This is a genomic window from Loktanella sp. 3ANDIMAR09 (assembly GCF_001420005.1).
Taxonomy (GTDB): Bacteria; Pseudomonadota; Alphaproteobacteria; order Rhodobacterales; family Rhodobacteraceae; genus Loktanella.
On sequence record NZ_LJAK01000006.1, the window covers coordinates 36,800 to 62,391 of the forward strand.

The window sequence follows — 25,592 nt, forward strand, 5'->3', positions numbered from 1 at the left end:
GTCGTTGTGCGTGCGGCTCAGCTGCCCTCTCCTCGGACGGGGTGACGGGCTGCTGTCGCTACAGCCACGCAGGGATGGTATCGCGCGCAATCATTTCGTCAAAGGTGGGACGTGCACGAATAACCGCAAATTGATCGCGCTGGACCAGAACCTCGGGGATCATGGGGCGCGAATTGTATTCGCTACTCATGACAGCACCGTAGGCACCGGCGGACCGGAACGCGACCAGATCACCGGGACCGACCTGCGCCATCTGGCGCCCCTTGGCAAAGGTGTCGCCGCTTTCGCAGATCGGGCCGACGACGTCATAGGTGGCGCGATCGGCGGCAACCTTGGGTTCGATCACGGGGACGATGTCGTGATGCGCGTCGTACATCGCCGGGCGGATCAGGTCGTTCATCGCAGCATCGATGATCAGGAACTGCCGGTCAGCGCCCTCCTTGACGTAGATGACCTCGCTGACCAGCAGGCCCGCGTTTCCCGAAATCAGGCGACCGGGCTCGATCTCGATCTCGCAGCCCAGGTGGCCGACGCTGTCCTTGATCAACTGACCATAGTCGCTGGGCAGCGGCGGGTTGGCGTTGCCAGTGGAATAGGGGATGCCCAGACCGCCCCCCAGATCCAGTCTGCGGATGTCATGACCGTCCGCGCGCAGCACCTCGGTCAATTCCGCGACCTTGGCATAGGCCGCACGGAACGGTTCCAGATCGGTCAGCTGACTACCGATGTGGACGTCGATGCCGATCACCGCGATCCCCGGCAGCGATGCCGCAAGCGCATAGACCTCGCGCGCACGCGCAATCGGAATACCGAACTTGTTTTCGGATTTGCCGGTGGCGATCTTGGCGTGCGTCTTGGCGTCTACATCCGGATTAACCCGGATCGTGATCGGTGCGACCTTGCCCAGTGCCGTGGCGACCTTGCTCAGCGCTTCCATCTCGGGCTCGCTCTCGACGTTGAACTGGCGAATGCCGCCTTCCAGCGCGGTGCGCATCTCGGCGCGCGTCTTGCCCACGCCGGAGAACACGATGCGGTCGCCGGGAATGCCTGCCGCGCGGGCGCGGCGATATTCGCCTTCGGACACGACATCCATGCCGGCCCCGGCCTCGCCCAGCAGATGGATCACCGCCTGATTTGACAGCGATTTCATGGCAAAGCAGACAAGGTGGTCCATGCCCGCCAACGCATCATCGAACAACTGGAAATGCCGCAGCAACGTGGCGCTGGAATAGACGTAGAACGGCGTACCGACAGCCGCCGCGATATCGCGCAGCGGCACATCCTCGGCATAGAGTTCGCCGTTCTTGTAATTGAAATGATCCACCACAGACTCCCGCGCCAAAAGACGCGGTCCTCATACCACGGCGGACGCGGTGCGCAATGGGACGGCGGGCGGGGCGCCTTTGCGCCGCAGGCGCGAACAGCGCCGGACGACGTCAGCGGATCGGTTTGGCGCGCAGGAACAGATACAGCGGCAAACCGCAGCTGACACCGATGCAGAACGTAGCCGGGATCGCCAGAAGGGCCACCCAGTTGCGCCGCACAGCCACCTCGGCCAGCACCCAGATCGTCAGGGTCACGGCCGCAATCGTCAGATCCCAGGTCAGGCCTGTCGTGGCATCGTTCACATACCAGGCGTCGATCATCGCCCCCAGCGACCAGCCCTCGGCCCGGAACCAGGACACGAACCAATACATCGGATGCACGGCCCCCCAAACGGCGAGTGCGGCCCAGACCCAGCGCAGCGGTGACATGTCCTTCATGATGCAGACCCTTTTAGTGTGACAAGGTGGCGGGGATACCCGCTGCGCCCAGACGTAGACCGCCCGGCCCCAAGGTCACGCGCCCCACGCCATCCGCCAGCACCACCGGCGGCGCTGCGACCACTGGCCCGTCGCCTGCGGTCTGCGCCGCCTGCGGCGCGACGGGATCGCCCTGCACACCGCAGCCCATCAGGGCCAGCGCCGCAATCAGCCCAACTGCTTTTGCCATTGCGCAATCGCCTCTCTGACACGCACCGGTGAGGTGCCCCCAACACTTGTGCGCGACGCGACCGAATTTTCGACCCCCAGCACGTCGAACACGTCCTGACGGATGCCCTCATGCACGGAATGCATCTGCGCAAGCGTCAGGTCAGGCAGATCGCAGCCCGCGTCCTCTGCCATGGCGACCAGCGATCCGGTGACGTGATGCGCCTCGCGGAACGGCAGACCCAACTCGCGCACCAACCAGTCCGCCAGGTCCGTCGCCGTGCTGAACCCGGTCGCCGCAGCGGCCCGCAGCGCGTCACGATTGGCCGACATATCCGCCACCATGCCAGCCATCGCGGCGAGTGCCAGCATCAGGTTGTCGGCGGCGTCGAACACCTGTTCCTTGTCCTCCTGCATGTCCTTTGAATAGGTCAGCGGCAGGCCCTTCATCACCGTCATCAGCGCGACATTCGCGCCGAAAATCCGGCCGATCTTGGCGCGGATCAGCTCAGCGGCATCGGGGTTGCGCTTTTGCGGCATGATGCTGGACCCGGTGGACCACTTGTCCGACATCTTGACGAACCGGAACTGCGCCGAGGACCAGATCACCAGCTCCTCTGCCAGACGGCTGAGGTGCATGGCGCAGATGCTGGCTGCCGACAGGAATTCCAGCGCGAAATCGCGGTCCGATACCGCATCCAGACTGTTGGCCATCGGCCCGTCAAAGCCCAGCGCCGCGGCGGTCATCTCACGATCAATCGGGAACGAGGTGCCCGCCAGCGCGGCGGCCCCCAGCGGCGACAGGTTCATCCGCTTGCGCGCATCGGCAAACCGTGACCGGTCACGGCCCAGCATTTCCACATAGGCCAGCATGTGATGACCCCAAGTGACGGGCTGTGCGACTTGCAGATGGGTGAACCCCGGCATGACCCAATCGGCCCCCGCCTCTGCTTGACCCAGCAGCGCCTTTTGCACGGCGGCCAGCGCGGCATCGGCTGCGTCGCATTGGTCGCGCACCCACAGGCGGAAATCGACAGCCACCTGATCGTTGCGCGACCGGGCTGTGTGCAAACGGCCAGCCGCCTCGCCCACGATCTCTTTCAGCCGCGCCTCCACATTCATGTGGATATCCTCAAGGGCGGCGGAAAACGGAAACGTTCCGCCCTCGATTTCTGACAAGACCGTCAGCAGCCCTTTGCGAATTTCGTCGGCGTCGCTATCTGTGATAATGCCGGTCGCGGCCAGCATCGCTGCGTGCGCGCGGCTGCCCGCGATATCCTGTTGCGCCAGGCGACGGTCAAAGCCGATAGAGGCATTGATCGCCTCCATGATCGCATCGGGTCCGGCGGCAAAGCGGCCGCCCCACATGGTGTTCGCGTGATCGGTCATAACAAAAAGGAGCCGCCCCTTGGCTTTGAAAACTTCAACGCTGATCTATACGGGCGCTGCCTGCCTTGCAATCGCAGTGCTGACCGTCGGCTCCGGCGTTCTGACGCCCACCCCTGCCCCCTCCCCCGTGGACACCCTCGCACTGCAGGACCTCGCGGACGGCGACATGCGCAAACTGACGTGGTCCGGCCCCGTCCCGCTGCCCGATGTCGCCTTTTTGGCCGAAGACGGCACGCAGGCCAGCCTGTCCGATTATAAAGGCAAACCAGTCGTGGTGAATTTCTGGGCCACCTGGTGCGCGCCCTGCCGGGTGGAAATGCCGCATCTGTCCGCCCTCCAGACAGCCCTGGGGGACGAGGCCGCGGTTCTGACCGTCGCCACCGGGCGCAACGACCCGGCAGGCATCGACCGGTTTTTCACCGAAATCGGCGTGACCAATCTGCCAAAGGCGACGGACGCCAATCAATCCATGGCACGCGCCTTTGGCGTGCTGGGCCTGCCGGCGACCATCATCGTGGACGCACAGGGGCAGGAAATCGCCCGCCTGCTGGGCGAGGCTGACTGGTCCAGCGACAGCGCGCAAAATATCATCCGCGCCCTTGCTGCCGACTGAACACCGCGCGCCCGCATCATCTTGCCCCAAATACTCCCGCCGGAGGCGCCCGCACTGACCTGCCCGCGCGGCAGTTATTCGTCGCGCGGTTGCAGCGCCATGCCCGTGGTGCGCACGATTTCGTCCACATCGTCACCCCGCGCCGCCATGCGGGATTTCAACTGACCGAAACTCGCCCCGCCCTCGGCAAAGATCTGATCCTGCAACGCGCGCAATGCGCGGGCCTTTTCGACATATGCCGGGTCCATCGGGTTACCCGCGACCTGCTGGAACACCGGGGCCATCGCGATCAACAGCGCGCGGTCGTCGTCGACATAGCCGCTGGTCATCCGGTCGGCGACATCCGGCGCAGTGCCCATCGCAACCAGCGCCGACCGCCCCGTGCGCACGGCGCTGTCGAAGGTCTCGCGGATGATGTCACGGCATCCGGCGGCGTATAATTCATAGACATGATGCCGGTCGCGCGCGCGGGCGACGATATGCACATGAGGATAGTTTTCGTGGACATGCGCCACGATCCGCGTGGCACTGTCGCGGTCGTCGATGGCCACCACCAGCATCCGTGCGTCGCGAATACCTGCGGCCTCCAGCATCTCGGGGCGGCTGGCATCCCCGAAATAGGCCCGCATCCCAAAGACGCGCAGCATGTCCAGTTGCCGCGCGCTGTAGTCGATCACAACCGGATGGATGCCGCCACCCTCCAGGATGCGTTTGACCACCCCCCCGAACCGCCCGTGTCCGGCAATGATGACCTGCGGGGCCTCGTCCACGGTATCCGCCGCGCGCAGCTGCTGATCCGCGCGCGGCAGGATCACCCGTTCGTACAGGATGAACAGCGCAGGCGTCAGCAGCATCGACAGGGTGACCACCAGCAACAGCGTGTCCGCGATGTCCTGCGGCAAAATACGGCCAGCGGTGACGAATGACAGCAGGACGAACCCGAATTCGCCCGCCTGCGCCAATCCCAGCGCAAACAGCCAGCGGTCCGTACGTTCCAGACGGAACGCCAGCGCCAGCACCCAAAGCACGGCACCTTTCAGCAGCAGCAACCCCAACGTCAGTGCAATCACGACCACCGCCTGATCCGCCAGCAGGGCAAAGTTAATGCCAGCGCCCACGGTCATAAAGAACAGGCCCAGCAACAGCCCCCGGAACGGATCGATATCGGCCTCCAGCTCGTGGCGCCAATCGCTGCCCGCCAGCACCACACCCGCGATAAAGGTGCCCAGCGCAGGCGACAGCCCGACCAGCGTCATCAACAGCGCGATCCCCACGACCATCATCAAGGCCGCGGCGACGAACAATTCGCGCATGTCCGCCTTGGCGATGAACCGAAAGACCGGGCCGGTCAGCGTATAGCCCACCACGATCACCGCGATCACCGCCAGCGCGTTGACCAATGCCGTCTGCCAGCCCGGCAGCCCCGCAACGAGGCTCAGATCATGGGTCGCATCGGCCGCCTGCTCTGCCCCGATCCCCGTGGCCAGCAAGGGCAGCAGCGCCAGCATCGGGATCACCGCAATGTCCTGCATCAGCAGCACCGAAAACATTGACTGGCCGCCGTCGCTGCGCATCAGACCCTTTTCGTTCAGCGTTTGCAGCACGATGGCGGTGGATGACAACGCCAGCACCGCACCGATGGCCAGACCAACCTGCCAGGTCTGCCCCAATGCCATCGCGACCCCGGTCACGGCCAGCATGGTCAGCACCACCTGCCCGCCGCCCAACCCCAGCAGGCGCGCGCGCATGTCCCACAGCTTGGCCGGGTCAAGCTCGAGCCCAACCAGAAACAGCATCATCACGATCCCGAATTCGGCAAAATGCTGGATCGATTCCACATCGACGGCCATCAACCCCAGCAAGGGGCTGATCAGCACTCCGGCGATCAGATAGCCCAGCACGGACCCCAGACCGAACCGCGTCGCGATCGGCACCGAAGCAACCCCCGCCACGAGGAACACAAAGGCAAGCATCAGCACATCGGTCATCGGTGGCTCCTTGGGTTTGTGGTCTCAGGCATGACCACCCGCCGCCGACAACAGCAGCGGATCAATGCCAATCGCCCTGAGCGCACCCGTCCATTTGTGTTCATGCGCGCGACCGAACAGCAGTTGCGGCGTGGCCTCGCCGATCAACCAGGCGTTCTGCGTGATTTCGGATTCCAGCTGACCCGGCGACCAGCCCGCATAGCCCAGCGCCATCAGACAAGAGGTCGGACCCTGACCCTGGGCGAGTGCTTCCAGCACATCGCGGGTGCCTGTCATGCAGACGTCATCGGTCACCGGGACCGTGTTGTCACCGCTGCGGTATGCCCCGTCATGCAGGACGAATCCGCGCTGTTTTTCCACCGGGCCGCCGAAATGCACCGCCATGTCGCGCGCATCGGCGCTTGTCGGAATTGACATCTGTTCCAGCAAGGCCTTGAGGCGCAGTTGCGGAATGGGCTTGTTCACGATCAACCCCATCGCCCCCTCGTCGGAATGATCGCAAAGATAGATCACGGACCCCGAAAACCGGGGATCGCCCATGTCGGGCATCGCGATCAGCAACTTGCCGCACAGATTGTCAAAGATGTCCATCGGACGATGATGCGCCCCTGCCCGCAACTGTGCAAGACGGTCACGGTTGAGAGAGGTCTTCTTTCATGCCTTTTCCATGACACATGGTCCGGGGCATTGATGTGGCATGAAAACCTTGTCCGCCCTCGCGCTGTCCGTCTGCCTGTCCGCGTTGTCCGCACAGGCGCAACCCGTTGATGTCGCACTGTCCGTCCTGCCAGGCCATGCCACTGCACAAGGCACCCGCATGACGGCCCTGCGGGTGACGCTGCCTGCGGGCTGGAAAACCTACTGGCGGGCACCGGGCGACGCGGGCATTCCGCCGCTTTTGTCGCTCCAAGACATGCCGGATGCGCAACTGCACTGGCCGACGCCGATCGTGTTTCACCAGAATGGCATGCGGTCGGTCGGTTATTCCGAAAGCCTTGTCCTGCCGATCGAGGTGCCTGCCGGAACCGACCATCTGACCGGAACGCTGGAAATCGGCGTATGCCTTGATATCTGCGTGCCTGTCAGCCTGCGTTTCGATGCCCCACTTGGCCCTGCCGGTGCGCCGGCACCCGCGATCATCGCGGCCCTGCTGGATCAGCCGCAACCCGGTGGCCATGCCACCTGCCGCCTGACGCAGGCCGATGACGGGCTGACCCTGACCGCGACATTGCACCTGCCGCCCACCGGCACCCAAGAGGCCGTGGTGATCGAAACCGCCGATCCACAGGTCTGGGTGTCGGAACCGCAAGTGACCCGCGCCGGTGACAGTCTGACGGCTACGGCACGGCTGGTGCGCGACGGTCAGGCCTTTGCACTGGATCGCAGCAAGCTGCGGTTCACCGTGCTGGGGTCGGACCGTGCCGTTGACGTGATGGGTTGCGCGGCAGGCTAGACCCTGCGCCGCAGGCCCGTGGCAACCAGCCCGACCGCATAGACCGCCAGCAATGCGACAGCCAGCAGCACAAGGTATGCGCCCAGCGCTGCACCAAGGTTGCCCAAGGCAGGCATGAGTGCCGTCACTGCAGCCCACCCCTGACCGAACAGTAGCAACGGGGCGACCAATGCTGCAAACAGCCCCAGCGCCAGCAATGCGCCCAGGCCCACGGGCAACCACATCGCCATGCGCCGCCCGCGCAACGCCCGGCGCGCGGCCATGATCTGGCGGTGGAAATCGGCCTGCATCGCCATCAGCGACGGCACCACGATCAGCACCAGCACCATGCCGAACCCCAGACCATATACCAGCGTGACCACGGTGGGTTTCAAGAATTCGGCCTGCACCGATCCCTCGTACAGCAGCGGCGACAGACCCAGCACCGTTGTCAGCGTGGTCAGCAACACGGGCCGCAGCCGGTTTACCGCGCCGTCGATGATCGCAGGCACCAGCCCGCGGTCCTTTGCGTATTCGTCGATTGTCGTCACCAGCACGATGGAATCGTTGATGATGATGCCAACCATCCCGATCATCCCGACCACGGTGAACAGGCTCATCGGGATGCCCCAGGCGTTGTGCCCGTAGATTGTCCCGATCAGACCGAATGGAATGATCGCCATCACGACCAGCGGGCGCGTCCAGCTCCCGAAAATCCACGCAAGGCTCAGGAAAATTCCCGCCAGCACGAGGATCAACGCATTGCGCGCATCACTCAGGAAATCCGCCTCTTGCTGGGACAGGCCCGACAATTGCGTTTCGATGCCGAAGCGTTCCTCGATATCGGGCAGGATCGTATCGTTGATGATCTGGTTGATCTCGGCTGCGCGATCAGGGTTGTCGTCCGACAGGTCACCGACGACAGACAACAGCGGAATGCCGTTTTCGCGCTGAACGGTCGAAAAACCGGTGCGGCTGGTCACGCTGACCACATCCGCCAGCGGCACGTAGTCGCCGGTGTCGGTGCGCACCAGCGTCAGTTCCAGGAAATCGGCCTCCAGCTCACCTTCTGGCAGTTCCACGCGGATCGTGGCCGACCGGGTTCCATCGGGAAAGCTTGCCGCCTCGATCCCACCCAGCCGGTCGCGCAGCGTGCGCCCAAGGGCGTCGATATTCAGCCCCAGCGCCTGCCCCTGCGCGGTCAGTTCCAGCGACAGTTCTTCCTTGTCGTAGGGCAAGGTATCCTCGAGCCCGCTGATTTCGGGGAATTGCGCCAGTTCCGATTTCAGTGCCTCTGCCGCCTGTTTCAGCGTGATCGCATCGGCCCCGAACATCTGCACATCCAGACTGTCACCGCCCGGGCCGCCACCCCAGCGGCGGAAACTGACGGTTTCCGCCAGCGGATGCTGCACGACCTCATCCTGCAGGCGCGTCACGAAATCAGAAGAGCTGTAGGGCCGCAGGTCCGCGTCGATCAAGGTGATGCTGACCGCGCCCAGCTGATCGGGGTCCTTTTCATCGGCCCCCGAAATGCCCCGGCCCGCGTTGCCACCGATCTCGGACACCACATAGGTCGTGGCATAGATGCCGGTTTCCTGCTCGAACGCCCGCGCGGTCGCATCCACGGCGCGCTGCATCTCGCGCATCATCTCCATCGTGTCGGACCGGGTCGCACCGGGCAGCATCGCAAAATTTCCCGTCACCTCACCCTGTTCGGGCGAGGAAAAGAACTGCCAGCGCACGTCGCCCTGAATGAACAGCGTCACCTGCGTCGCAAGGATCAGCACGACCCCGGCAAACACGGGATAACGCGCCCGGATCACCAGCGCCATGAATGGCCGGAACAGGCGTTCGCTGAACCAGCGAAAGCCGCGGTTCACGAAACGCGATGGCGCATCATACCAGGCCTGCCCGTTGCCCGGACCGATCGAATGGCTCAGGTGATGCGGCAGGATCAGGAAACATTCCACGAGGGACGCCAGCAGCACCACGATCACGGTGAACGGAATATCCGCGATCAGGTCACCGAAACGCCCCCCGACCACAACAAGCCCGAAAAACGCGATGACCGTCGTCAGGGTGGCGGAAAACACCGGGCTGAACATGCGCCGGGCCGCGTTTTCGGCCGCAACCTTGGGCTCCTCCCCCAGCTCGCGCGCGCGGTAATCAGCGTGTTCACCCACCACGATGGCGTCGTCCACGACAATGCCCAGCGTCAGGATCAGCGCAAAGAGGCTGATCATGTTGATGGTGACCCCGGTCAGATACATCAAACCGATGGCTGCCAGCATGGCGGCAGGAATGCCCATCGCCACCCAAAAGGCGGTGCGCGCATTCAAGAACAGGAACAAGAGGACCACGACCAGCGCCAGCCCCATCAGACCGTTTTCGAACAACAGGTTCAGACGGCCTGTGATCTGTTCGGCCCGGCCGTTCACCAGATCGATCGTTGTGCCCGCGGGCAATGTCGCGGCCAGTTCCGCTGCAACCTCTTCGACGCTTTCCTGCAATCCGATGGCGTCCCCGGCGGCGGAACGGACCACACTGATCAGCACCGCCGGGTTTTCACCGACGAAATAGGCGCGGCTGCGGTCGGCACCTTCGACCCTGACGGTCGCCACGTCGCCCACCGTCAGGGTCGATCCGTCAGGGTTCGACCGCAGTGCAATGGCTGAGATTTCATCGGCGGTCCGTTTTGCGACACCCGTGCGCACGCGGGCAGACCCCGATACATCGCCCGCCGGACTGCCGGTCGCCTCTTCGTTGATGCGTGCGGCGATATCCGCAAGGCCGATGTCGTATTCGATCAGGCTGATCTGCGGCACCTCGACGATGGTCGAAGGTGCAGCGATCCCGCGCACGGTGGCCTGCGTCACGCCCTCTTCGAACAGGCGGATGACCATTTCATCGGCAAAACGTCCCAGCTGATCGACGCTGACCGGCCCGGTGATGACCACGTCGGTCACGCGGTCCGACCAGCCACCACGGCGGATCTCGGGGTCGTCGGCATCCTCCGGCAGGTTGGTCGCCGAATCGATGGCCGCCTGCACATCCTCGGCCGCGCGATCGATATCCGTGCCCGGCATGAATTCCAGTTCGATCCGGGCGCGCCCCTCGCTGGAAGAGGATTCAGAGGCCTCGACCCCTTCGACCGCCAGCAGCGCGGGGCCAAGCACCTGCACGATACCCTCGTCCACGGCCTCGGCACCCGCACCGTCCCATGTCACCGTCACATCAATGCCGCCGGCCACAACATCGGGGAAATACTGTGCGCGCATATTCGGCCAGGCCAGCAGGCCCGCCCCGATCATCACGAATAGCAGCAGGTTGGCGATGGTCCGATGCCGCACGAAATAGGACAGGATACCACCTGCCCCGGCCGTCAGCCTGTCGCCCCCCGCAGCCATCAGCTGCCCATCCGGCGTTCAAGGTTCGCGACCGTTTCGGCGTCAACCTCTGGCGCGTCCAGCTGGGCCAGGATCCGTGTTTTCACCGCGTCGGGCATCTGGCTGGTTTCAACATAATCCTTGAGGCGCGCGCGACGGTCGTCATCCAGTGCGATCGGCGGATCGGGTTCGGGCATCGTGCCATCGGGCGACAACGGTCGCACACCGATCCCCGCCCCCAGCAAGGGCGAGCGTTCGGAGACGATCCGCGCACCGTCCAGCCCTGCGGCGGCAATGATCACATCATCCCCCTGACGGCGCAGGATTTCGGTCTGTGCACTGTCCAACCGGTCTTCGCCATTGACCACCAGAACGGTGCCGTCGGCGGCCACGGCTGTCGCCGGGACCAGCGCCACATCCGTCAGTTCCGGTTCGGTCACGCTGACCGTGACGAAATCGCCGGGACGAAACGCCCGGCCCGCATCCAGTGCCGCGAACAGCAGACGGCCCGTCTGACCTTCGCCGACCGCGCCGCCCACACGGTCCACCTGTCCGCGTGCGGTGACGGGCATGCCCTGCGCATCCAGCGTCACCTGCACGGGCAATCCTGTCACGCGACCGGACCCGTCCAGCAGGCGCGCATATTGTTCGGTCGACACGCGAAACGACACGTCCAGCAAATCAGGGTCCAGCAAGGTCGCCACCTGTTCGTTTGCCGTCACACGCGCGCCCGGTGTGATCGCCACATCCGCAAGAACACCGGCAAAGGGTGCAGTCACCGTCGTGTCGACCAGCGTCCGTTCGGCCTCGGCCAGGTCGATCTCGGCCCGGTCCAGCGCGGTCCGCGAGGCGTCGATGCGCGCTTCGGCATTGGCCAGCGCCTGCCTGCGGGTCAAAACCGTGCTTTGTGCGCTTGATAAGGTAAGCTCGGCCTCTTCGACCGCTTGCTGTGTGCCGATCCCCCGTGTCGCGAGGTCGCGCGCACGGTCCAATGCTGTCTGACGCAAAGCGACCTGACGTTCGGCTGCGACCAGTTCGTCCTGCGCCAATGTCAGCCCCCGGTCCGCGTCACGCACCTCGGCCTCGGCGTCGCGCAATCCAGCGGCAACCCGGTCGCGGGCCGCCTGTGCCGTCGCAGGGTCGATCCGCAGCAAAACGTCGCCTGCAGCAACCCGGCCCCCATCGACCAGGGCGTCGGAAACCTCCAGCACGGTCCCGCCTGCGGCGGCCCGCACTTGCAAGCTGCGCCTGCTGCGCAATTCGCCAAAAGTCCGCAGTTCCGGCGCGATCGTGCCTGCGGTCACCTGCGTGACGTTCACGGCAAACACCCGTTCACGTTGGGGGAAACTGCGCGGCTCTTCGTTCATGCGGGCCACGATTGCGCCGCGCACCGTGTTTCCCGCCACCACCAGCAGGGCAAGGGTTGCCGCCAGCAGGAACAGACCCGTCAGACTCCGCCTCAGAAAACGCATGCATCATCCCTTTGCTTCAGCGTTCGAACTTAGACCAGTTTGACCCCAAGGCCAGCGACATGACGTCACAAGGCCGTGCGGATCACTTGCGCCTTTGATGTTCGTCCAACCGGGGCATGATTTCCACGAAATTGCAGGGCCGGTGACGGTAATCCAGCTGTTTGCACAGAATTTCATCCCAGGCATCGCGGCATGCACCGGGCGAGCCGGGCAAGGCGAACAGATAGGTGCCCTGCGCCACGCCCCCAGTGGCGCGCGACTGCACGGCCGACGTGCCGATCTTGGCCATGCTGACATGGGTGAACACCGTGCCAAAGGCGTCGATTTCCTTTTCATAGACGTCGCGATGCGCCTCGACCGTAACATCGCGCCCGGTCAGCCCCGTCCCACCGGTGGAAATGATGACGTCAATGCCCGCATCGGCACACCAGTCGCGCAACTGATCCGCAATCGCGGCACGATCATCCCGCAGGATGGTCCGTGCAACCAGCATGTGCCCCGCCTGGGTCAGCCGGTCCACCAGCGTATCGCCTGACCGGTCGTCCTGCTGGCCGCGCGTGTCACTGACCGTCAGCACGGCAATCCGAACGGGGATGAAATCGCGGGTGTCGTCGATGCGGCTCATGCAGGGTCCTTTAGTCTGGATTTCAGCGCAAGCAGATCGGCCCATGCCTCACGCTTGGCGATCGTGTTGCGCAACAGATAGGCGGGATGAAACATGGGCAAGGCCGGACGACCCAGCACCTCGGCCCAGGCCCCGCGCAACCGCGTGATCCCCTGCCGCCCCAGAAGCGCACCGCAGGGCGTATTGCCCATCAGCACGATCAGGTCAGGGTTCGCCAGCGCGATATGCCGTTCCAGGAACGGCACCATCATCGCGACATCATCAGCCCCGGGCGTGGCATTGCCAGGCGGCCGCCACGGCAGCACGTTGGTGATATAGACAGCGCGGCCTGGGTCCGTGGCCCCGCGATCCAGCCCGATCGCTGCCAGCATCCGGTCCAACAGCTGGCCCGCCTCACCGACAAAGGGCCGCCCCTCGCGGTCCTCAAGCCGTCCCGGCGCCTCGCCGACAATCATCACCCGTGCCCCCGCATGTCCGTCCGCAAAGACGAAATTGCGCGCCCCCCGCTTCAGTTCGCACAGCTCGAACGCCTGTTGGGCCGCGGCCAGCGCCGGCAGATCGGCCGCGGCCTGTGCCGCATCGCGCGCCAGCGCAACGGGGTCCAGATCCGCGACCCGTGCCACAGGCGGCGGTCCCTTGGGTGCCGGTGCGGGCTGGCGCTTGGGTGATTTCGCCTCCAGCGCATAGCGGTCGACAGGCACGTCGCCTACGGCATCCACAGCCCCCAGCTCGACCTGCCAATCCAGCAGCGCCAGATCCGACCAATATGTATCCACCGATTCCATCCGCGCAACCATAGGCCGCCTGCCGCCAAATGGGCAGACCCCCAGCAAGGGCAATCGCTGTTTTCGAAATATCCCGGGGGAGTCCGGCACGGACGGGGGCTGGCCCCCCTGCCCGGCCCGCACTATAACGCCGCCATCACACCCGGAGGATCCCGATGACATTCCGCGCCCGTCACCTGCTTGGCATCGAACACCTTCACCCGACCGAGATCACGACGCTGCTCGACCTTGCCGACACCTACGCCGAGGCGAACCGCGCCGGCACCGTGCCGCGCGACAGGCTGGCGGGTCTGACCCAGATCAACATGTTCTTTGAAAACTCCACCCGCACACAGGCCAGTTTCGAGATGGCCGGGAAAAAGCTGGGTGCCGATGTGATGAACATGTCGATGCAGACATCCTCCGTGAAAAAGGGCGAAACCCTGATCGACACGGCCCTGACCCTGAATGCCATGCATCCCGACCTGCTGGTGGTGCGCCACCCGTCCTCGGGGGCGGTGGACCTGCTGGCGCAAAAGGTGAATTGCGCCGTTCTGAACGCAGGCGATGGCCGCCACGAACACCCGACGCAGGCGCTGCTGGACGCGCTGACGATCCGCCGGGCCAAGGGGCGTCTGCACCGCCTGTCCATCGCGATCTGCGGCGATATCGCGCACAGCCGTGTCGCCCGGTCCAACATCATGCTGCTGGGCAAGATGGAAAACCGCATCCGCCTGATCGCCCCGCCCACACTGATGCCCACGGGCATCGCGGATTTCGGGGCCGAGGTGTTCACCGACATGCGCAAGGGTCTCGAGGGGGTCGACGTCGTGATGATGCTCCGCCTGCAAAAGGAACGGATGGACGGTGGCTTTATCCCGTCCGAACGCGAATATTTCCACCGCTACGGGCTGGATGCGGAAAAACTGGGGCATGCCAAACCCGATGCCATCGTCATGCACCCCGGCCCGATGAACCGCGGTGTGGAAATCGACGGCACGATTGCCGACGACATCAACCGCAGCGTGATCCAGACCCAGGTCGAAATGGGCGTCGCCGTGCGCATGGCCGCGATGGACCTGTTGGCGCAGAACCTGCGCGCCGCGCGGGCCGCCTGACGCACGGGGCTGGCCAGCGGGGGCGAGAGCGTCTAGCCTGCCCCCATGAAACATGTGCCAAAACAAACCACCGATGATGCGTTGATCCAGGAATTCCTGAACAAGGGCGGCAAGGTCAGCAAGGGTAAGACCAAACCGCTGCCGGCCGAACTGGGGCTGAGCAACAACACCTGGAACAACAAACCCACCCGCGAGGAACGCGCGGCCCGCGACAAAAAATAGCCCGGCGCCATGCCACAGGCGGAACCGGTGCCGCCCCCTGCGGTTACCCCCAGACACGCGCAATACGCAGGCTGACATGACACTGACAATTCCCGACGACGACCACGGCCAGATCCGCATTTTCGCGGTCACCCCGCCAGCCGACCCTGCCCTGCTCGAGGCGGACCCCGCCGCCATTGCAAAGGCACTTGGGACGGATGCGCTGAACCTCGATTTCGTGGACGTCATTGATACCCGCAACCTCGCAGGTCTGTCGCTGCTGGACTACCTGCATCAGGGCTATGACGTGCCGTCCGACCTGGCCGATGACGCAGCACTGCGCGATATCTCCGGTCCGGTCATTCTGGTGATGTCCCGCGCATCATGGGGGCAAAAGGTCACACTCAACCCGGCACCCGGGGTCCGCCATGTCACGACATTGGGTGAACCCGCACGCCTGCGCCCGCCCGTATCGCCGATTGCCAGCGCCGGTGCCACCGGTGCGATCCCGCCGGGCAAGGCCCCGCCGTCCAACGCCGCCATGTCGGGCCGTGTGGCGACGCTGGCACTGCTGGTGCTGTTCGCGCTGGTGGCGGTGATGATCTGGGTCGCCAGCTGACGATCAGGCCCGTCTGCGGACGCCAGCAATGATTGACCCTCCCCATCCCGGTCCCTAAACCTGCGGCGAACAGACAGGACCGGCCCCCATGACCCTGACCCATTTCACCAACGCAACGCTGATCGATCCTGTCGCCCTGACAGAGGAAACCGGCAGCCTGACAATTCGTGACGGGCTGATCATCGCCATCGACGGTGCCGCCCCCAAGGACGCGCAGGTCATCGACGCAGGCGGTGCCTGCCTTGCCCCCGGCATCATCGACATCGGGGTCAAGGTTTCGGAACCGGGCGAACGGCACAAGGAATCCTTTCGCTCTGCCGGGCGGGCCGCAGCGGCCGGTGGTGTCACCACAATTGTCACCCGCCCCGACACGCTGCCTGCCATCGACACGCCGGAAACGCTGGAATTCGTCGCACGCCGCGCCGCCGCCGACGCGCAGGTGCACGTCCTGCCGATGGCCGCCCTGACCAAGGGCCGCATGGGCCAGGAAATGACCGAAATCGGGTTGCTGCTGGACGGTGGTGCGGTCGCGTTTTCCGATTGCGACCGTGTCGTCACGAATACCAAGGTCTATGCCCGTGCCCTGACCTATGCGGCCAGCCTCGATGCGCTTGTCATCGGTCATGTGCAGGATCCGGTGCTGTCGGACGGGGCCTCTGTCACCTCGGGCAAATTCGCCTCGCTGCGCGGATTGTCCGGCGTGTCACCCATGGCCGAACGCATGGCGCTGGACCGCGACATCGCATTGCTGGAAATGACCGGTGCGAAATACCACGCCGACCAGATCACCACCGCGCGCGCCCTGCCCGCGCTGGAACGGGCCAAACGCAACGGTTTGGACATCACCGCAGGCGTCAGCATCCACCACCTGACCCTGAACGACCTGGACGTGGCCGACTACCGGACGTTCTTCAAACTCAAACCGCCCCTGCGGTCCGAGGATGATCGCCGCGCCGTGATCGCCGCGTTGGCCGAGGGTTTGATCGACATCATCAGCTCCATGCACACCCCACAGGACGAGGAATCCAAGCGCCTGCCGTTCGAGGATGCCGCATCCGGTGCCGTCGGTCTGGAAACCCTGCTGCCCGCCGCCCTGCGTTTGGTGCACGAGGATCAGATCAGCCTGCCGCGCCTGTTCCGCGCCATGTCGCTGAACCCTGCCCGCCGTCTGGGACTGGACGCAGGCCGGTTGCGCATCGGTGCACCCGCCGACCTGATCCTGTTCGACCCGCACATGCCTTTCCAGCTGGACCGCAGCACGCTGCTGTCGAAATCGAAAAACACGCCCTTTGACGGCGCGCGCCTACAGGGCCGCGTGCTGGGCACATGGGTCGACGGCACCCGCATATTTGGAGGCGTCGATGCCTGAATTCGTCAGCCCCTTGGGCGTTCTCATCCTCTGGGCCGTGATCGGCTATCTGCTGGGGTCGATCCCCACCGGCGTGATCGCCGCCCGTGCCATGGGTCTGGGCAATCTGCGCGATATCGGGTCAGGCAATATCGGGGCCACCAACGTGCTGCGCACCGGCAATAAAAAGGCCGCCGCCATCACCCTGATCGGTGACGCGCTCAAAGGCGTCGTCGCCGTGATTCTCGCGCGCGCGTTCGCAGGTCCCGACGCCGTGCAGCTCGCTGCGCTGATGGCCTTTGTCGGGCATTGCTACCCGGTCTGGCTGGGCTTCAGGGGCGGCAAGGGGGTCGCGACATTCCTCGGCCTGATCCTGATTCTGGCCCCCATCGCGGGCCTGATCGCCTGCGCCGTCTGGGCCGGCACGGCAAAGCTGGCCAGGATTTCGTCGCTCGCAGCACTCGTGTCCGCTGCCGTCACACCGCTGGTTTTGCTGGCGCTGGGCGCTGGACAGTTCTTTGTCCTGGCCTTTGTGCTGGCGGCGCTGATTTTCTGGCGGCACCGCGCCAACATCGCGCGCCTGCGCGATGGCTCGGAACCCCGGATCGGTTCAAAGGGCTAAAGCGCGCCCAGCCCTGCCCGAAGACCCTGCGCCGCGCGCGTGCCCCTATCGCCGCAACACCACGCGCAACAGCATCAAAGGCCAGCCAAAGAGGCTTCGCAACGGCAGCACGCGCAGCGCAATCGCCAGCGGCAACACCAGCGCGAGGCCGACCAGCGCACCGCCCGCCGCCGCGATCCCCGCCCCCGGCGGCAGACCGATGAATACCGGTCCGGCCAGAATGACCGGAAACGCCGCGCGTCTGATAAAAGAGCCAAAGATCATACCCAAACCCTGACACGAAAAACGGCGCGAAACATGTGCCCCGCGCCGCTGAATTCAGTTTTCAAACGCGCTGTGTCAGCCGCGCTATGCGCAAAGGCGCATCAGTAGGCATAGGCGCTGTAAATCGGGTCCAGCTTTTCGTTCCACGGCCCGTGGTATTGCGCCAACAGTTCGTCAGCGGGAACCATGCCTGTTTCAACACTGTCCTTGAGCGCGTTCAGGAAATGGGTCTCGTCCGGGATCAACCCGCCGCTGCCTGGGCGCGCGCGTGCCTTCAGGCCCGCCTCTGCAATCGCCACACATTCGCGCGCAAGGCTGTGCATGTCGATACCGTCGACCTTTGCCTGCAACCCGTCGACCGATGCGGCAACCCGCAGCGCCTCGCGCTGTTCGGCGGTCCAGTCCTTGCACAGGTCCCAGGCCGCATCGAGTGCTGTCTGGTCGTACATCATGCCAACCCAGAACGCAGGCAAGGCGCACAGACGCCGCCAGGGCCCACCGTCCGCGCCACGCATTTCGATGAACTGCTTGACCCGCGCCTCCGGGAACACCGTTGTCAGATGGTCGGCCCAGTCGGACAACAACGGCTTTTCCCCTGGCAGCGCAGGCAATTCGCCGCGCAGGAAATCGCGGAACGACTGGCCCAGTGCGTCGATATATTTGCCGTCGCGGTAGACAAAATACATCGGCACATCCAGCACCCACTGCACCCAGGCCTCGAACCCGAAACCGTCGTCAAAGATGAATGGCAGCGTGCCCGTGCGACTGTCGTCCAGCCCGCGCCAGACCCGGCTGCGCCATGATTTGTGACCGTTGGGCTGGCCTTCGAAGAACGGCGAATTGGCGAACAAGGCGGTCGCCACGGGCTGAAGCGCCACAGCCGTCCGCATCTTTTGCACCATGTCGGCCTCGGTGCTGAAATCGAGGTTCACCTGCACCGTGCAGGTCCGCCGCATCATCTGTTTGCCGTGGGTGCCGACCTTGTCCATGTAGGCATCCATCAGCTTGTAACGCCCCTTGGGCATCAGCGGCATCTGGTCATGCGTCCATTCCGGTGCCGCACCCAGACCGATGAACCCCGCGCCGATCTCATCCGCAATCTCTTTGACCTGTGCCAGGTGGTCGTTCACCTCGTCACAGGTCTGGTGGATGGTTTCCAATGGTGCGCCCGACAGTTCCAACTGCCCACCAGGTTCAAGCGAGATGTTCGCGCCATCCTTGGTCAACCCGATGATGTGGCCACCCTCTTCGACGCGGTCCCAGCCGAACCGCCCTTCAAGGCCCTCCAGCATCGCCTTGATTCCGCAGTCCCCGTCATAGGGCAGCGGCATATGCGTCGCGGTGTCATAGCCGAATTTCTCGTGCTCGGTCCCGATGCGCCAAGCGTCCTTGGGCTTGCAGCCCTTTTCCAGCATCTCGGCCAGTTGATCGTGGTTTTCGATGGGCCCGCCACCGGATTGAGGAATAGACATGTCGGGCGCCTTCGCTTGGAACAATTTGGTCACTAATTGGAGTGACCCACACCCTTCGTCAATGCAAGAGAGGACGGCGCGCCTGCCAAACGACAATACGCGCATCCGGTGTGCGTGCCAGCACATCCAGCATCGCCTGCGTCTTGATCCCCGGCAGGGCGGCAAAGACGTCGAACAACTGCTCTGACCCTTCCGCATTCACGGGGATTTCAAGCCGCTGCCCCCCTGCGCCCGTCAGGATCCAATGCGGGGCCGGCAGCGCCTGCGGCTCCAGTTCCAGCCGGATCAGGTCAGCCACATCCATGGCCCCTCCGGTCAGTGGCCCCATGTAGACCAGACGGCCCTCGTCCAGTGCGACAATGCCCGGCCCCTGACCGTCCTGACGAAACCGCGCGCGCTGCACACCCGCCAGGGCCAGTGCCACCCCAATCAGAACCAATGCCCAGCCCAACCAACGGACCACGCCGAAACTCTGCGCCCACCACAGGCCCAAAAGAACGAGCCCCAGTGCCGCAAACACCTCGCGCCAACGCCAGAGCGCAGCACGGGCCTGCGGCCTAATGAACTGTGCCATGGCCCGGCCCTCTACGTTGCGGCCCATCAAACAGCGACAGGGTCCAATCCCCGACAGCCGTGAACCCGATGCCCCGGTAGGCCCGCGCGGCGGCAGGACCAGAGGCAAACAGCGTCGCCCGTCGCATGCCGCCGTCGCGCAGGCGGGCAAGGTCCATTGCCACGGCGCAGCCCGCGTAGCCCTGACCGCGCAGCGCTGGCGGCACGTAGACGCCACCGACCTGCACCATGTCGCCTACCCTCGCATTCACGCCGGTCATTGCGACGGGCGCTCCATCCACACACAGCACATGGTGCGATCGCGCCGCGATATACCTTTTGAGGCTGCTTTCGGCCTGTGCCTGCGCACGGACCGGGTCCGCGTTCAGGGCTTCGATGGTGTAGGCCACGATCCACCCTGTCAGCAGCGACTGGTCCACATCCGCAACCGGCACAAGCTGACCCTGCCCCGGCGGCACAACCAGCGCCGCGAGGTCCAGTAGGAACTGCGGCTCATCCCGGTCAAGCGTCGCAGCAACACCGTCCAGACCCGCAGCCACCAGCAGCGCGCGCGCCACCCGCCGTTCGCCGATCACACCGACCAGATCACGCTCCGCTATGGCTGCCGCCATCTTTGGTGCCGCCGCCGGGTCGCCAAAGGGCAACACCATGCCTGACCGTGTCACACCGACCACGGATGCCCCGTCCCACCACAGCGACACCGCCAGATCATCCACACCGTCCAGCCCGAACCGGTCGAGGTTGGACAGCGGAAACATCGCCAGATGGGCACGCGCGGCCATGACACCAGTCACGGCGCCCAGCAGATCGGGCGTCACACGACGCAAGGTACCACCTCGCCCTTCTTCTGGTCAAAAATATCCCCGGGGGAGGTGCACCGCACCGGGGGCAGCGCCCCCATCCGAATTTTCGCGAAAATTCGGACCCCGCTCACGTCCAGTCGCCCAGCGTCGATTGCCACAGCGTCAGGGCCGCGACGGCCGCGGTGTCAGCCCGCAGGATGCGCGGGCCAAGGCTGATGGCATGGGCCTGCGCCATCCCCCGCAGCAGGTCCCGTTCACGCGCGGAAAAACCACCCTCCGGTCCGATGAAAATCGCCCAGGCCCCCGCGGTCAGCGCGGTCAGATCCAGCGCCTCACCGACAAGTTCTTCGTCACAGAACAGAATCTGCCGGTCGCCCCAGCCGTCAAGCAAGGCATCCAGCCGCGTCAGATCATCGACGGGCGGCACAAACAGACCGCCGCATTGCTCTGCGGCCTCGACCGCATGGGCCTGCAATTTGTCCCCGCGCATGCGTTCGTTCGTGAAATCGGTCTGGACCGGCACCAGCCGCGCCACCCCCAGTTCGACCGCTTTTTCGACCATGAAATCGGTGCGCGCCTTCTTGATCGGGGCGAAAACCAGCCACAGGTCCGGCGGCAGCCGCATCGCCTGCGTCTGCTCCAGGCAGGTCAGGACCCCACCGCGCTTGTTGCCCTGGGACACCTGCGCATCCCATTCCCCGTCGCGCCCGTTGATCAGGCTCAGCACGGCACCGGGTTCCAGTCGCATCACCGCGAACAGGTAATTGGCCTGCGCGCGGTCCAGCGGGACCGGTTGCCCTTTGGACAGGGGGTGATCTACATACAGTCGAACTTTGGACGCCATAGGTGGATACATATGACCCAGCCGTCGACAACGCCAGAGGCTGATGCCGTCGCCGATTCCGCTGGCAACTGGGTCGATACCCGCGCACCACAGGCGTGGCGTCCCTACCTGCGGCTGTCACGTTTCGACCGCCCCATCGGGACATGGCTGCTGTTGCTGCCCTGCTGGTGGGCCATTCTTCTTGCCAGCCTCTACACCGACAGTTTCACGCGGTTCGATGTCTGGCTGTTTGTCGCCAGCGCCATCGGTGCGGCGCTGATGCGCGGCGCGGGTTGCACCTGGAACGATATCACCGACCGCCATATCGACGGCAGTGTGACGCGCACGCGGTCGCGGCCGATCCCGTCAGGGCAGGTGTCGGTCAAGGGCGCATTGGCCTGGATGATCGCACAGGCGCTGGTGTCATTCGCCATCCTGCTCACCTTTCCGCCCGTCGCCATTCTCGTGGGGTTGGCGTCACTGGTGCCCGTCGCCATCTACCCTTTTGCCAAGCGGTTCACCTGGTGGCCGCAGGTGTTTCTGGGCCTTGCGTTCAACTGGGGCGCGCTGCTGCTGTGGACCGCGCATGCGGGCGCACTGCATTGGCCGGCCGTGGTGCTCTATGTCGCGGGGATCGCCTGGACCCTGTTCTACGACACGATCTATGCCCACCAGGACGCCGAGGACGACGCCCTGATCGGGGTGAAATCCACGGCCCGCCTGTTTGGCGACCGCACGCCCGCGTGGTTGCGCGGTTTTCTGGTCGCAACCGTGATCGGCGTGCTTTTCGCAACCCTGGGCGCTGTGGCGCAGCAATCGTTCCTCGTGCTGGTCGTGGCCATCGGCGGTCCCTGGGCACTGGGTTGGCATCTGGCCTGGCAACTGGCCCGGTTCGACGCGTCAGATGACGCGGTGCTGCTGCGCCTGTTCCGGTCGAACCGGGACGCCGGCCTGTTGCCCTTGCCGTTTTTCGCCGTCGCCTTGCTGCTTTGATTGCGCCCATGGCAGTCAGCGCCTAAACCCGTCGACACGACAACAGACAGGATTCTGGCCACATGCGGCTATCCCACATCTTTCTGCGCGCCGGTGTCTTCGTTCTTGCTGCGGGGGTCTGCGTTCTGGCAGCCCGCGCCACGGTCGCCGTGGTCGAGGACGTCTCGGTGATGTCGGTCCAGGAAAATCTGGTCGATGCGGAAATGCCCTGGGCGTCGGTCATCGGTGACGGACTTCAGGTCATCATCGAAGGCAACGCCCCGTCAGAGGCAGCACGGTTTCGTGCGATGTCCTCGGCCGGACGTGTCGTGGATGCCAGCCGCGTCATCGACAACATGACGGTGACCGATTCCGACGCGATGGCCGCCCCGGACTTTGCGGTCGAAATCCTGCGCAACGATCAGGGCGTGTCGCTGATCGGCCTGATCCCCACGGCCTCGGACCGCGAGGCCCTGACCGCACGGATCGAACGGATCGCCGATGGTGCGGATGTCACGGATTTCCTTGAAACCGCGAATTATCCGGTCCCGCCTGAATGGCGTGCCGCGATGAACTATGCCCTGCTGGCGCTGGATCTGCTGCCGCGCTCGAAAATCTCGGTCACTGCGGACCGGGTCGAGATCAAGGCCATCGCCGACAGCGCGACCGAAAAATCGCGGCTGGAATCCGCATTGGCGCGCAATGCACCGCAGACGGTTGCCCGCAGCGTGACCATCACCGCACCGCGCCCGGTCATTTCACCCTATACCGTCCGGTTCACCAAGGACGCAGAGGGTGCCCGGTTTGATGCCTGTGCCGCCGACAGCGTCGAATCCGAGGACCGGATCATCGCTGCGGCCAACGCCCAGGGCTTTGACGCCAATTCGCCTTGCGTGCAGGCACTGGGCGCGCCGACCTCGCAATGGGGTGATGCGGTTGTCACGGCCATTGCCGCCCTGACCGATCTTGACGGCGGCACCGTGACCCTGTCCGACACCGCCGTCACGCTGCAGGGGCTCGAGACCACGGACCAGGCCGCTTTCGAACGCGCCGCAGGAGAGTTGGAAAACGCCCTGCCCGACGTGTTCGAGCTGACCACCGATTTGCCGCGCCCGGCCGAGGTCACCGTCGAGGGTCCGCCGACATTCAGCGCGACACGCAGCCCCGAGGGTGTCGTGCAGCTGCGTGGCCGGATCGAAAACGATCTGGCGAACGTGACCGCTGAAAACTACGCCGCTGCCAAATTCGGTGCCGCGAATGTCACGATGGGCACCCGCATCACCGAAGGTCTGCCAGCGGATTGGTCCGTGCGCGTTCTGGCGGGTCTGGAATCGCTGGCACAGCTGACCAATGGCGCGGTGACCGTCACGCCCGAAACCGTGCGCGTGTCGGGCAACACCGGCAACGCAAACGCGGCTGCAACCATCACGACGCTGCTGATCGACAAGCTGGGCCCCACCGCAGAGGCCGATCTGGACATCACCTACGTCGAAGCACTCGACCCCGTTGCGGGCCTGCCCACGCCGGACGAATGCATCGCCCAGATCGCCGTGGTGACCGAGAATCGCAAGATCCTGTTCGACCCCGGTTCCGCATCGCTGACCGGGCCATCGCAGGACATCATGGATGACATCGCGGAAATCCTGCAAGACTGTCTGGATATCGAACTGCGGATCACCGGCTACACCGACAGCCAGGGCGGCGAAGAGATGAACCAGCAGTTGTCACAACAGCGCGCCGAGGCCGTGTTGGACGCGCTGCGGCTGCGGCGCGTGCCGATCGGATCTTTCGTCGCCGAGGGTCTTGGCGAAGCCAACCCGATTGCCGATAACGACACCGCCGATGGCCGCGAGGCGAATCGACGGATCGAATTTTCGCTGATCCAACCCGAACCCACCGTCGAAGAACCCTCGACGCTCGAACAGATGGAACAGGACGCCGACGCCACCGACGCCGACCAGTAATCGCAGGAAGCCCACTTGAACCGCATAGAATTCATCGTCGCAACCGCCATCATCCTGTTCATCGCCTTTGCGCTTGGGTGGTTTGCCAACTGGCTGGTCACCCGTGCCACCCGCGTGACCAAGGCCGAGATCGGTGAATTGGACCGCATGGCCCAGGCCCTGCACGAGGCCGAGGAAACCCGCGATCAGGCGATCACCTACCTGCAACAGCGCGAAGCTGAAATCACCAACCAGCTGTCCCAGACCGAGGCCGAACTGCGCGCCGCCATGGACGGTCTGCGCGACGCCCGCCGCGAGGCCGAAGAACTGCGCAGCCAGCTGCGCGGCTAGGCGCAGACCATCGCCACAACACCCGGCCTTGCGTCTGATGGGCCGATGCAGCGGTGCTGACTGCGGTCAGATGCCGCAGCATCGCAAAACCCCTGAAAAACAGGCACATTGACGGTCCGATTTTCTGCGTTTCGGATGAAACCCTGCAGCTTGTTTTCCCGTGTGTCCAATCGACCAGAACGTGGTCGACATTAACAGGGAGAATGACATGAACCTCAAACCACTTCTGATCGGTGCAATGATTGCCGGATTGCCTGCCGCCGTCATGGCACAGGACGCGACGGGAGCCTATTTCGGCATCGCCGCCGGTGGGTCCGACATCGACGTCAATTCAGGCGCTCTTGATGGGGACGGCCCCTCTGTGGGGATCTACGCAGGCTATAATTTTGCCGCGAACGGGGTCATCTACGGTGGTGAATTCGACTTTGATTCCAACCAGTACGAAGTCCCGGCAGCCGGTGCGACCGTCGACTACGCGACCCGCCTGAAGGCACGTGTCGGTGTGCCCGTGGGACCGGGTGTCGCCTACGGTGTCGGTGGTTTCATCCTTGCCACATCCGATCAGCTCGATGATGGCCGTGGCTACCTCTACGGTGTGGCCTACGACATGCCCTTTGGTGATTCCTACCATGTGGGTGCTGAAATCCTGCAGCATGAATTTGACGATGACGTCCTCGAGGTGGGTGTGACCACGTTCAAGGTGCGCGTCGGCTTCAACTTCTGAACATCGCCGGACCGGAACCCGACGGGTCCGGTCGGCCCCTCCTCGACAAAAAACCGCGGCCCGTCGGGGCCGCGGTCATGATCTTTGCGGGTCTCACCCGGCACGATTACCGTGCCGGGC

The 25,592-nt window shown here is 64.6% G+C and carries 26 protein-coding genes; 11 read left to right on the forward strand and 15 right to left on the reverse strand.

Annotation, left to right across the window (positions count from 1 at the left end):
* Positions 1-58: 58 nt before the first annotated feature.
* The 4 genes from lysA to argH form a co-directional block, all read right to left on the reverse strand.
* Positions 59-1,324, reverse strand: a complete 1,266-nt coding sequence (gene lysA, locus AN189_RS10370; protein WP_056035720.1) for a diaminopimelate decarboxylase — start codon at positions 1,322-1,324, stop codon at positions 59-61.
* 112 nt (positions 1,325-1,436) lie between these two features.
* Entirely contained in the window at positions 1,437-1,754 is a 318-nt protein-coding gene (locus AN189_RS10375) for a DUF2834 domain-containing protein (RefSeq protein WP_056035724.1), read from the reverse strand.
* Between the two features lie 22 nt (positions 1,755-1,776).
* Positions 1,777-1,992: a hypothetical protein gene (locus AN189_RS10380; protein ID WP_056035178.1), complete on the reverse strand. Its 216-nt coding sequence runs from the start codon at positions 1,990-1,992 to the stop codon at positions 1,777-1,779.
* On the reverse strand, positions 1,971-3,359 hold the full coding sequence (argH, locus tag AN189_RS10385) for an argininosuccinate lyase (protein ID WP_056035190.1): 1,389 nt from the start codon (positions 3,357-3,359) through the stop codon (positions 1,971-1,973). Before argH ends, AN189_RS10380 begins: the two co-directional genes overlap by 22 nt.
* 19 nt (positions 3,360-3,378) lie before the next feature.
* Between argH and AN189_RS10390 the strand changes: the two genes are divergently transcribed.
* Entirely contained in the window at positions 3,379-3,972 is a 594-nt protein-coding gene (locus tag AN189_RS10390; RefSeq protein WP_253279600.1) for a TlpA disulfide reductase family protein, read from the forward strand.
* Positions 3,973-4,046: 74 nt separating this feature from the next.
* On the opposite strand, the gene AN189_RS10395 is transcribed toward AN189_RS10390, so the two are convergent.
* Both AN189_RS10395 and AN189_RS10400 read right to left on the reverse strand, forming a co-directional pair.
* Positions 4,047-5,960, reverse strand: a complete 1,914-nt coding sequence (locus AN189_RS10395; protein WP_083484354.1) for a cation:proton antiporter — start codon at positions 5,958-5,960, stop codon at positions 4,047-4,049.
* 24 nt (positions 5,961-5,984) lie between these two features.
* A complete protein-coding gene (locus tag AN189_RS10400) occupies positions 5,985-6,551 on the reverse strand; it encodes a YqgE/AlgH family protein (protein WP_056035196.1) in 567 nt (188 codons plus the stop codon).
* Between the two features lie 106 nt (positions 6,552-6,657).
* Here AN189_RS10400 and AN189_RS10405 point away from each other — a divergent pair, with 106 nt between their 5' ends.
* A complete protein-coding gene (locus AN189_RS10405; protein ID WP_056035199.1) occupies positions 6,658-7,413 on the forward strand; it encodes a protein-disulfide reductase DsbD domain-containing protein in 756 nt (251 codons plus the stop codon).
* On the opposite strand, the gene AN189_RS10410 is transcribed toward AN189_RS10405, so the two are convergent.
* The 4 genes from AN189_RS10410 to AN189_RS10425 form a co-directional block, all read right to left on the reverse strand.
* Positions 7,410-10,799, reverse strand: a complete 3,390-nt coding sequence (locus AN189_RS10410) for an efflux RND transporter permease subunit (protein WP_056035202.1) — start codon at positions 10,797-10,799, stop codon at positions 7,410-7,412. The genes AN189_RS10405 and AN189_RS10410 overlap by 4 nt on opposite strands.
* On the reverse strand, positions 10,799-12,250 hold the full coding sequence (locus tag AN189_RS10415) for an efflux RND transporter periplasmic adaptor subunit (protein WP_056035205.1): 1,452 nt from the start codon (positions 12,248-12,250) through the stop codon (positions 10,799-10,801). Before AN189_RS10415 ends, AN189_RS10410 begins: the two co-directional genes overlap by 1 nt.
* An 82-nt stretch (positions 12,251-12,332) precedes the next feature.
* Entirely contained in the window at positions 12,333-12,875 is a 543-nt protein-coding gene (gene moaB / locus AN189_RS10420; protein ID WP_056035207.1) for a molybdenum cofactor biosynthesis protein B, read from the reverse strand.
* Complete coding sequence (locus tag AN189_RS10425; protein WP_056035727.1) at positions 12,872-13,660, reverse strand: uracil-DNA glycosylase; 789 nt, start codon at positions 13,658-13,660, stop codon at positions 12,872-12,874. The genes moaB and AN189_RS10425 overlap by 4 nt, the downstream gene beginning before the upstream one ends.
* Positions 13,661-13,815: 155 nt before the next feature.
* Between AN189_RS10425 and AN189_RS10430 the strand changes: the two genes are divergently transcribed.
* The 5 genes from AN189_RS10430 to plsY all read left to right on the forward strand — a co-directional run bounded on the left by AN189_RS10430 (position 13,816) and on the right by plsY (position 17,547).
* Positions 13,816-14,757 (forward strand): aspartate carbamoyltransferase catalytic subunit, encoded by a 942-nt coding sequence (locus AN189_RS10430; protein WP_056035210.1) that lies wholly within the window; start codon positions 13,816-13,818, stop codon positions 14,755-14,757.
* A 45-nt stretch (positions 14,758-14,802) separates the two neighbouring features.
* Positions 14,803-14,979: a hypothetical protein gene (locus tag AN189_RS19370; protein WP_056035213.1), complete on the forward strand. Its 177-nt coding sequence runs from the start codon at positions 14,803-14,805 to the stop codon at positions 14,977-14,979.
* 76 nt (positions 14,980-15,055) lie between these two features.
* Positions 15,056-15,577, forward strand: coding sequence for a hypothetical protein (locus AN189_RS10440; RefSeq protein ID WP_056035215.1), 522 nt, complete (start codon positions 15,056-15,058; stop codon positions 15,575-15,577).
* A gap of 88 nt (positions 15,578-15,665) precedes the next feature.
* A complete protein-coding gene (pyrC, locus tag AN189_RS10445; RefSeq protein WP_056035218.1) occupies positions 15,666-16,946 on the forward strand; it encodes a dihydroorotase in 1,281 nt (426 codons plus the stop codon).
* Positions 16,939-17,547: a glycerol-3-phosphate 1-O-acyltransferase PlsY gene (gene plsY, locus AN189_RS10450; protein WP_056035221.1), complete on the forward strand. Its 609-nt coding sequence runs from the start codon at positions 16,939-16,941 to the stop codon at positions 17,545-17,547. Before pyrC ends, plsY begins: the two co-directional genes overlap by 8 nt.
* A gap of 45 nt (positions 17,548-17,592) precedes the next feature.
* On the opposite strand, the gene AN189_RS10455 is transcribed toward plsY, so the two are convergent.
* The 5 genes from AN189_RS10455 to AN189_RS10475 all read right to left on the reverse strand — a co-directional run bounded on the left by AN189_RS10455 (position 17,593) and on the right by AN189_RS10475 (position 21,503).
* Positions 17,593-17,811 carry a hypothetical protein gene (locus AN189_RS10455; RefSeq protein ID WP_056035223.1) on the reverse strand — a complete coding sequence of 73 codons (219 nt, stop codon included), beginning with the start codon at positions 17,809-17,811 and terminating at the stop codon, positions 17,593-17,595.
* Positions 17,812-17,912: 101 nt separating this feature from the next.
* Positions 17,913-19,283: a glutamate--cysteine ligase gene (locus AN189_RS10460; RefSeq protein ID WP_056035729.1), complete on the reverse strand. Its 1,371-nt coding sequence runs from the start codon at positions 19,281-19,283 to the stop codon at positions 17,913-17,915.
* A 58-nt stretch (positions 19,284-19,341) separates the two neighbouring features.
* Positions 19,342-19,857 (reverse strand): hypothetical protein, encoded by a 516-nt coding sequence (locus tag AN189_RS10465; RefSeq protein WP_056035226.1) that lies wholly within the window; start codon positions 19,855-19,857, stop codon positions 19,342-19,344.
* Positions 19,841-20,674, reverse strand: a complete 834-nt coding sequence (locus AN189_RS10470) for a GNAT family N-acetyltransferase (protein WP_367379436.1) — start codon at positions 20,672-20,674, stop codon at positions 19,841-19,843. Before AN189_RS10470 ends, AN189_RS10465 begins: the two co-directional genes overlap by 17 nt.
* Positions 20,675-20,786: 112 nt before the next feature.
* Complete coding sequence (locus AN189_RS10475) at positions 20,787-21,503, reverse strand: 16S rRNA (uracil(1498)-N(3))-methyltransferase (RefSeq protein ID WP_056035231.1); 717 nt, start codon at positions 21,501-21,503, stop codon at positions 20,787-20,789.
* A 12-nt stretch (positions 21,504-21,515) separates the two neighbouring features.
* Between AN189_RS10475 and ubiA the strand changes: the two genes are divergently transcribed.
* The 4 genes from ubiA (at position 21,516) to AN189_RS10495 (ending at position 25,472) form a co-directional block, all read left to right on the forward strand.
* On the forward strand, positions 21,516-22,475 hold the full coding sequence (gene ubiA, locus AN189_RS10480; protein ID WP_056035234.1) for a 4-hydroxybenzoate octaprenyltransferase: 960 nt from the start codon (positions 21,516-21,518) through the stop codon (positions 22,473-22,475).
* Positions 22,476-22,537: 62 nt separating this feature from the next.
* On the forward strand, positions 22,538-24,418 hold the full coding sequence (locus tag AN189_RS10485) for an OmpA family protein (protein WP_056035236.1): 1,881 nt from the start codon (positions 22,538-22,540) through the stop codon (positions 24,416-24,418).
* A gap of 15 nt (positions 24,419-24,433) precedes the next feature.
* On the forward strand, positions 24,434-24,748 hold the full coding sequence (locus tag AN189_RS10490) for a hypothetical protein (RefSeq protein ID WP_056035239.1): 315 nt from the start codon (positions 24,434-24,436) through the stop codon (positions 24,746-24,748).
* Between the two features lie 208 nt (positions 24,749-24,956).
* Positions 24,957-25,472, forward strand: coding sequence for an outer membrane beta-barrel protein (locus AN189_RS10495; protein ID WP_056035241.1), 516 nt, complete (start codon positions 24,957-24,959; stop codon positions 25,470-25,472).
* Positions 25,473-25,592: the final 120 nt, after the last annotated feature.

What these genes read in the sequence shown, in the direction of transcription:
- AN189_RS10455 (WP_056035223.1), bottom strand. Translation starts at nt 17,811, where the DNA reads ATGATCTTTGGCTCTTTTATCAGACGCGCGGCGTTTCCGGTCATTCTG.
- AN189_RS10440 (WP_056035215.1), top strand. Translation starts at nt 15,056, where the DNA reads ATGACACTGACAATTCCCGACGACGACCACGGCCAGATCCGCATTTTC.
- AN189_RS10410 (WP_056035202.1), bottom strand. Translation starts at nt 10,799, where the DNA reads ATGGCTGCGGGGGGCGACAGGCTGACGGCCGGGGCAGGTGGTATCCTG.
- plsY (WP_056035221.1), top strand. Translation starts at nt 16,939, where the DNA reads ATGCCTGAATTCGTCAGCCCCTTGGGCGTTCTCATCCTCTGGGCCGTG.
- AN189_RS19370 (WP_056035213.1), top strand. Translation starts at nt 14,803, where the DNA reads ATGAAACATGTGCCAAAACAAACCACCGATGATGCGTTGATCCAGGAA.
- ubiA (WP_056035234.1), top strand. Translation starts at nt 21,516, where the DNA reads ATGACCCAGCCGTCGACAACGCCAGAGGCTGATGCCGTCGCCGATTCC.
- AN189_RS10400 (WP_056035196.1), bottom strand. Translation starts at nt 6,551, where the DNA reads ATGGACATCTTTGACAATCTGTGCGGCAAGTTGCTGATCGCGATGCCC.
- AN189_RS10495 (WP_056035241.1), top strand. Translation starts at nt 24,957, where the DNA reads ATGAACCTCAAACCACTTCTGATCGGTGCAATGATTGCCGGATTGCCT.
- AN189_RS10395 (WP_083484354.1), bottom strand. Translation starts at nt 5,960, where the DNA reads ATGACCGATGTGCTGATGCTTGCCTTTGTGTTCCTCGTGGCGGGGGTT.
- argH (WP_056035190.1), bottom strand. Translation starts at nt 3,359, where the DNA reads ATGACCGATCACGCGAACACCATGTGGGGCGGCCGCTTTGCCGCCGGA.
- AN189_RS10460 (WP_056035729.1), bottom strand. Translation starts at nt 19,283, where the DNA reads ATGTCTATTCCTCAATCCGGTGGCGGGCCCATCGAAAACCACGATCAA.
- AN189_RS10380 (WP_056035178.1), bottom strand. Translation starts at nt 1,992, where the DNA reads ATGGCAAAAGCAGTTGGGCTGATTGCGGCGCTGGCCCTGATGGGCTGC.
- AN189_RS10475 (WP_056035231.1), bottom strand. Translation starts at nt 21,503, where the DNA reads ATGGCGTCCAAAGTTCGACTGTATGTAGATCACCCCCTGTCCAAAGGG.
- AN189_RS10405 (WP_056035199.1), top strand. Translation starts at nt 6,658, where the DNA reads ATGAAAACCTTGTCCGCCCTCGCGCTGTCCGTCTGCCTGTCCGCGTTG.
- AN189_RS10465 (WP_056035226.1), bottom strand. Translation starts at nt 19,857, where the DNA reads ATGGCACAGTTCATTAGGCCGCAGGCCCGTGCTGCGCTCTGGCGTTGG.
- AN189_RS10485 (WP_056035236.1), top strand. Translation starts at nt 22,538, where the DNA reads ATGCGGCTATCCCACATCTTTCTGCGCGCCGGTGTCTTCGTTCTTGCT.
- pyrC (WP_056035218.1), top strand. Translation starts at nt 15,666, where the DNA reads ATGACCCTGACCCATTTCACCAACGCAACGCTGATCGATCCTGTCGCC.
- AN189_RS10430 (WP_056035210.1), top strand. Translation starts at nt 13,816, where the DNA reads ATGACATTCCGCGCCCGTCACCTGCTTGGCATCGAACACCTTCACCCG.
- AN189_RS10375 (WP_056035724.1), bottom strand. Translation starts at nt 1,754, where the DNA reads ATGTCACCGCTGCGCTGGGTCTGGGCCGCACTCGCCGTTTGGGGGGCC.
- moaB (WP_056035207.1), bottom strand. Translation starts at nt 12,875, where the DNA reads ATGAGCCGCATCGACGACACCCGCGATTTCATCCCCGTTCGGATTGCC.
- AN189_RS10415 (WP_056035205.1), bottom strand. Translation starts at nt 12,250, where the DNA reads ATGCGTTTTCTGAGGCGGAGTCTGACGGGTCTGTTCCTGCTGGCGGCA.
- AN189_RS10425 (WP_056035727.1), bottom strand. Translation starts at nt 13,660, where the DNA reads ATGGAATCGGTGGATACATATTGGTCGGATCTGGCGCTGCTGGATTGG.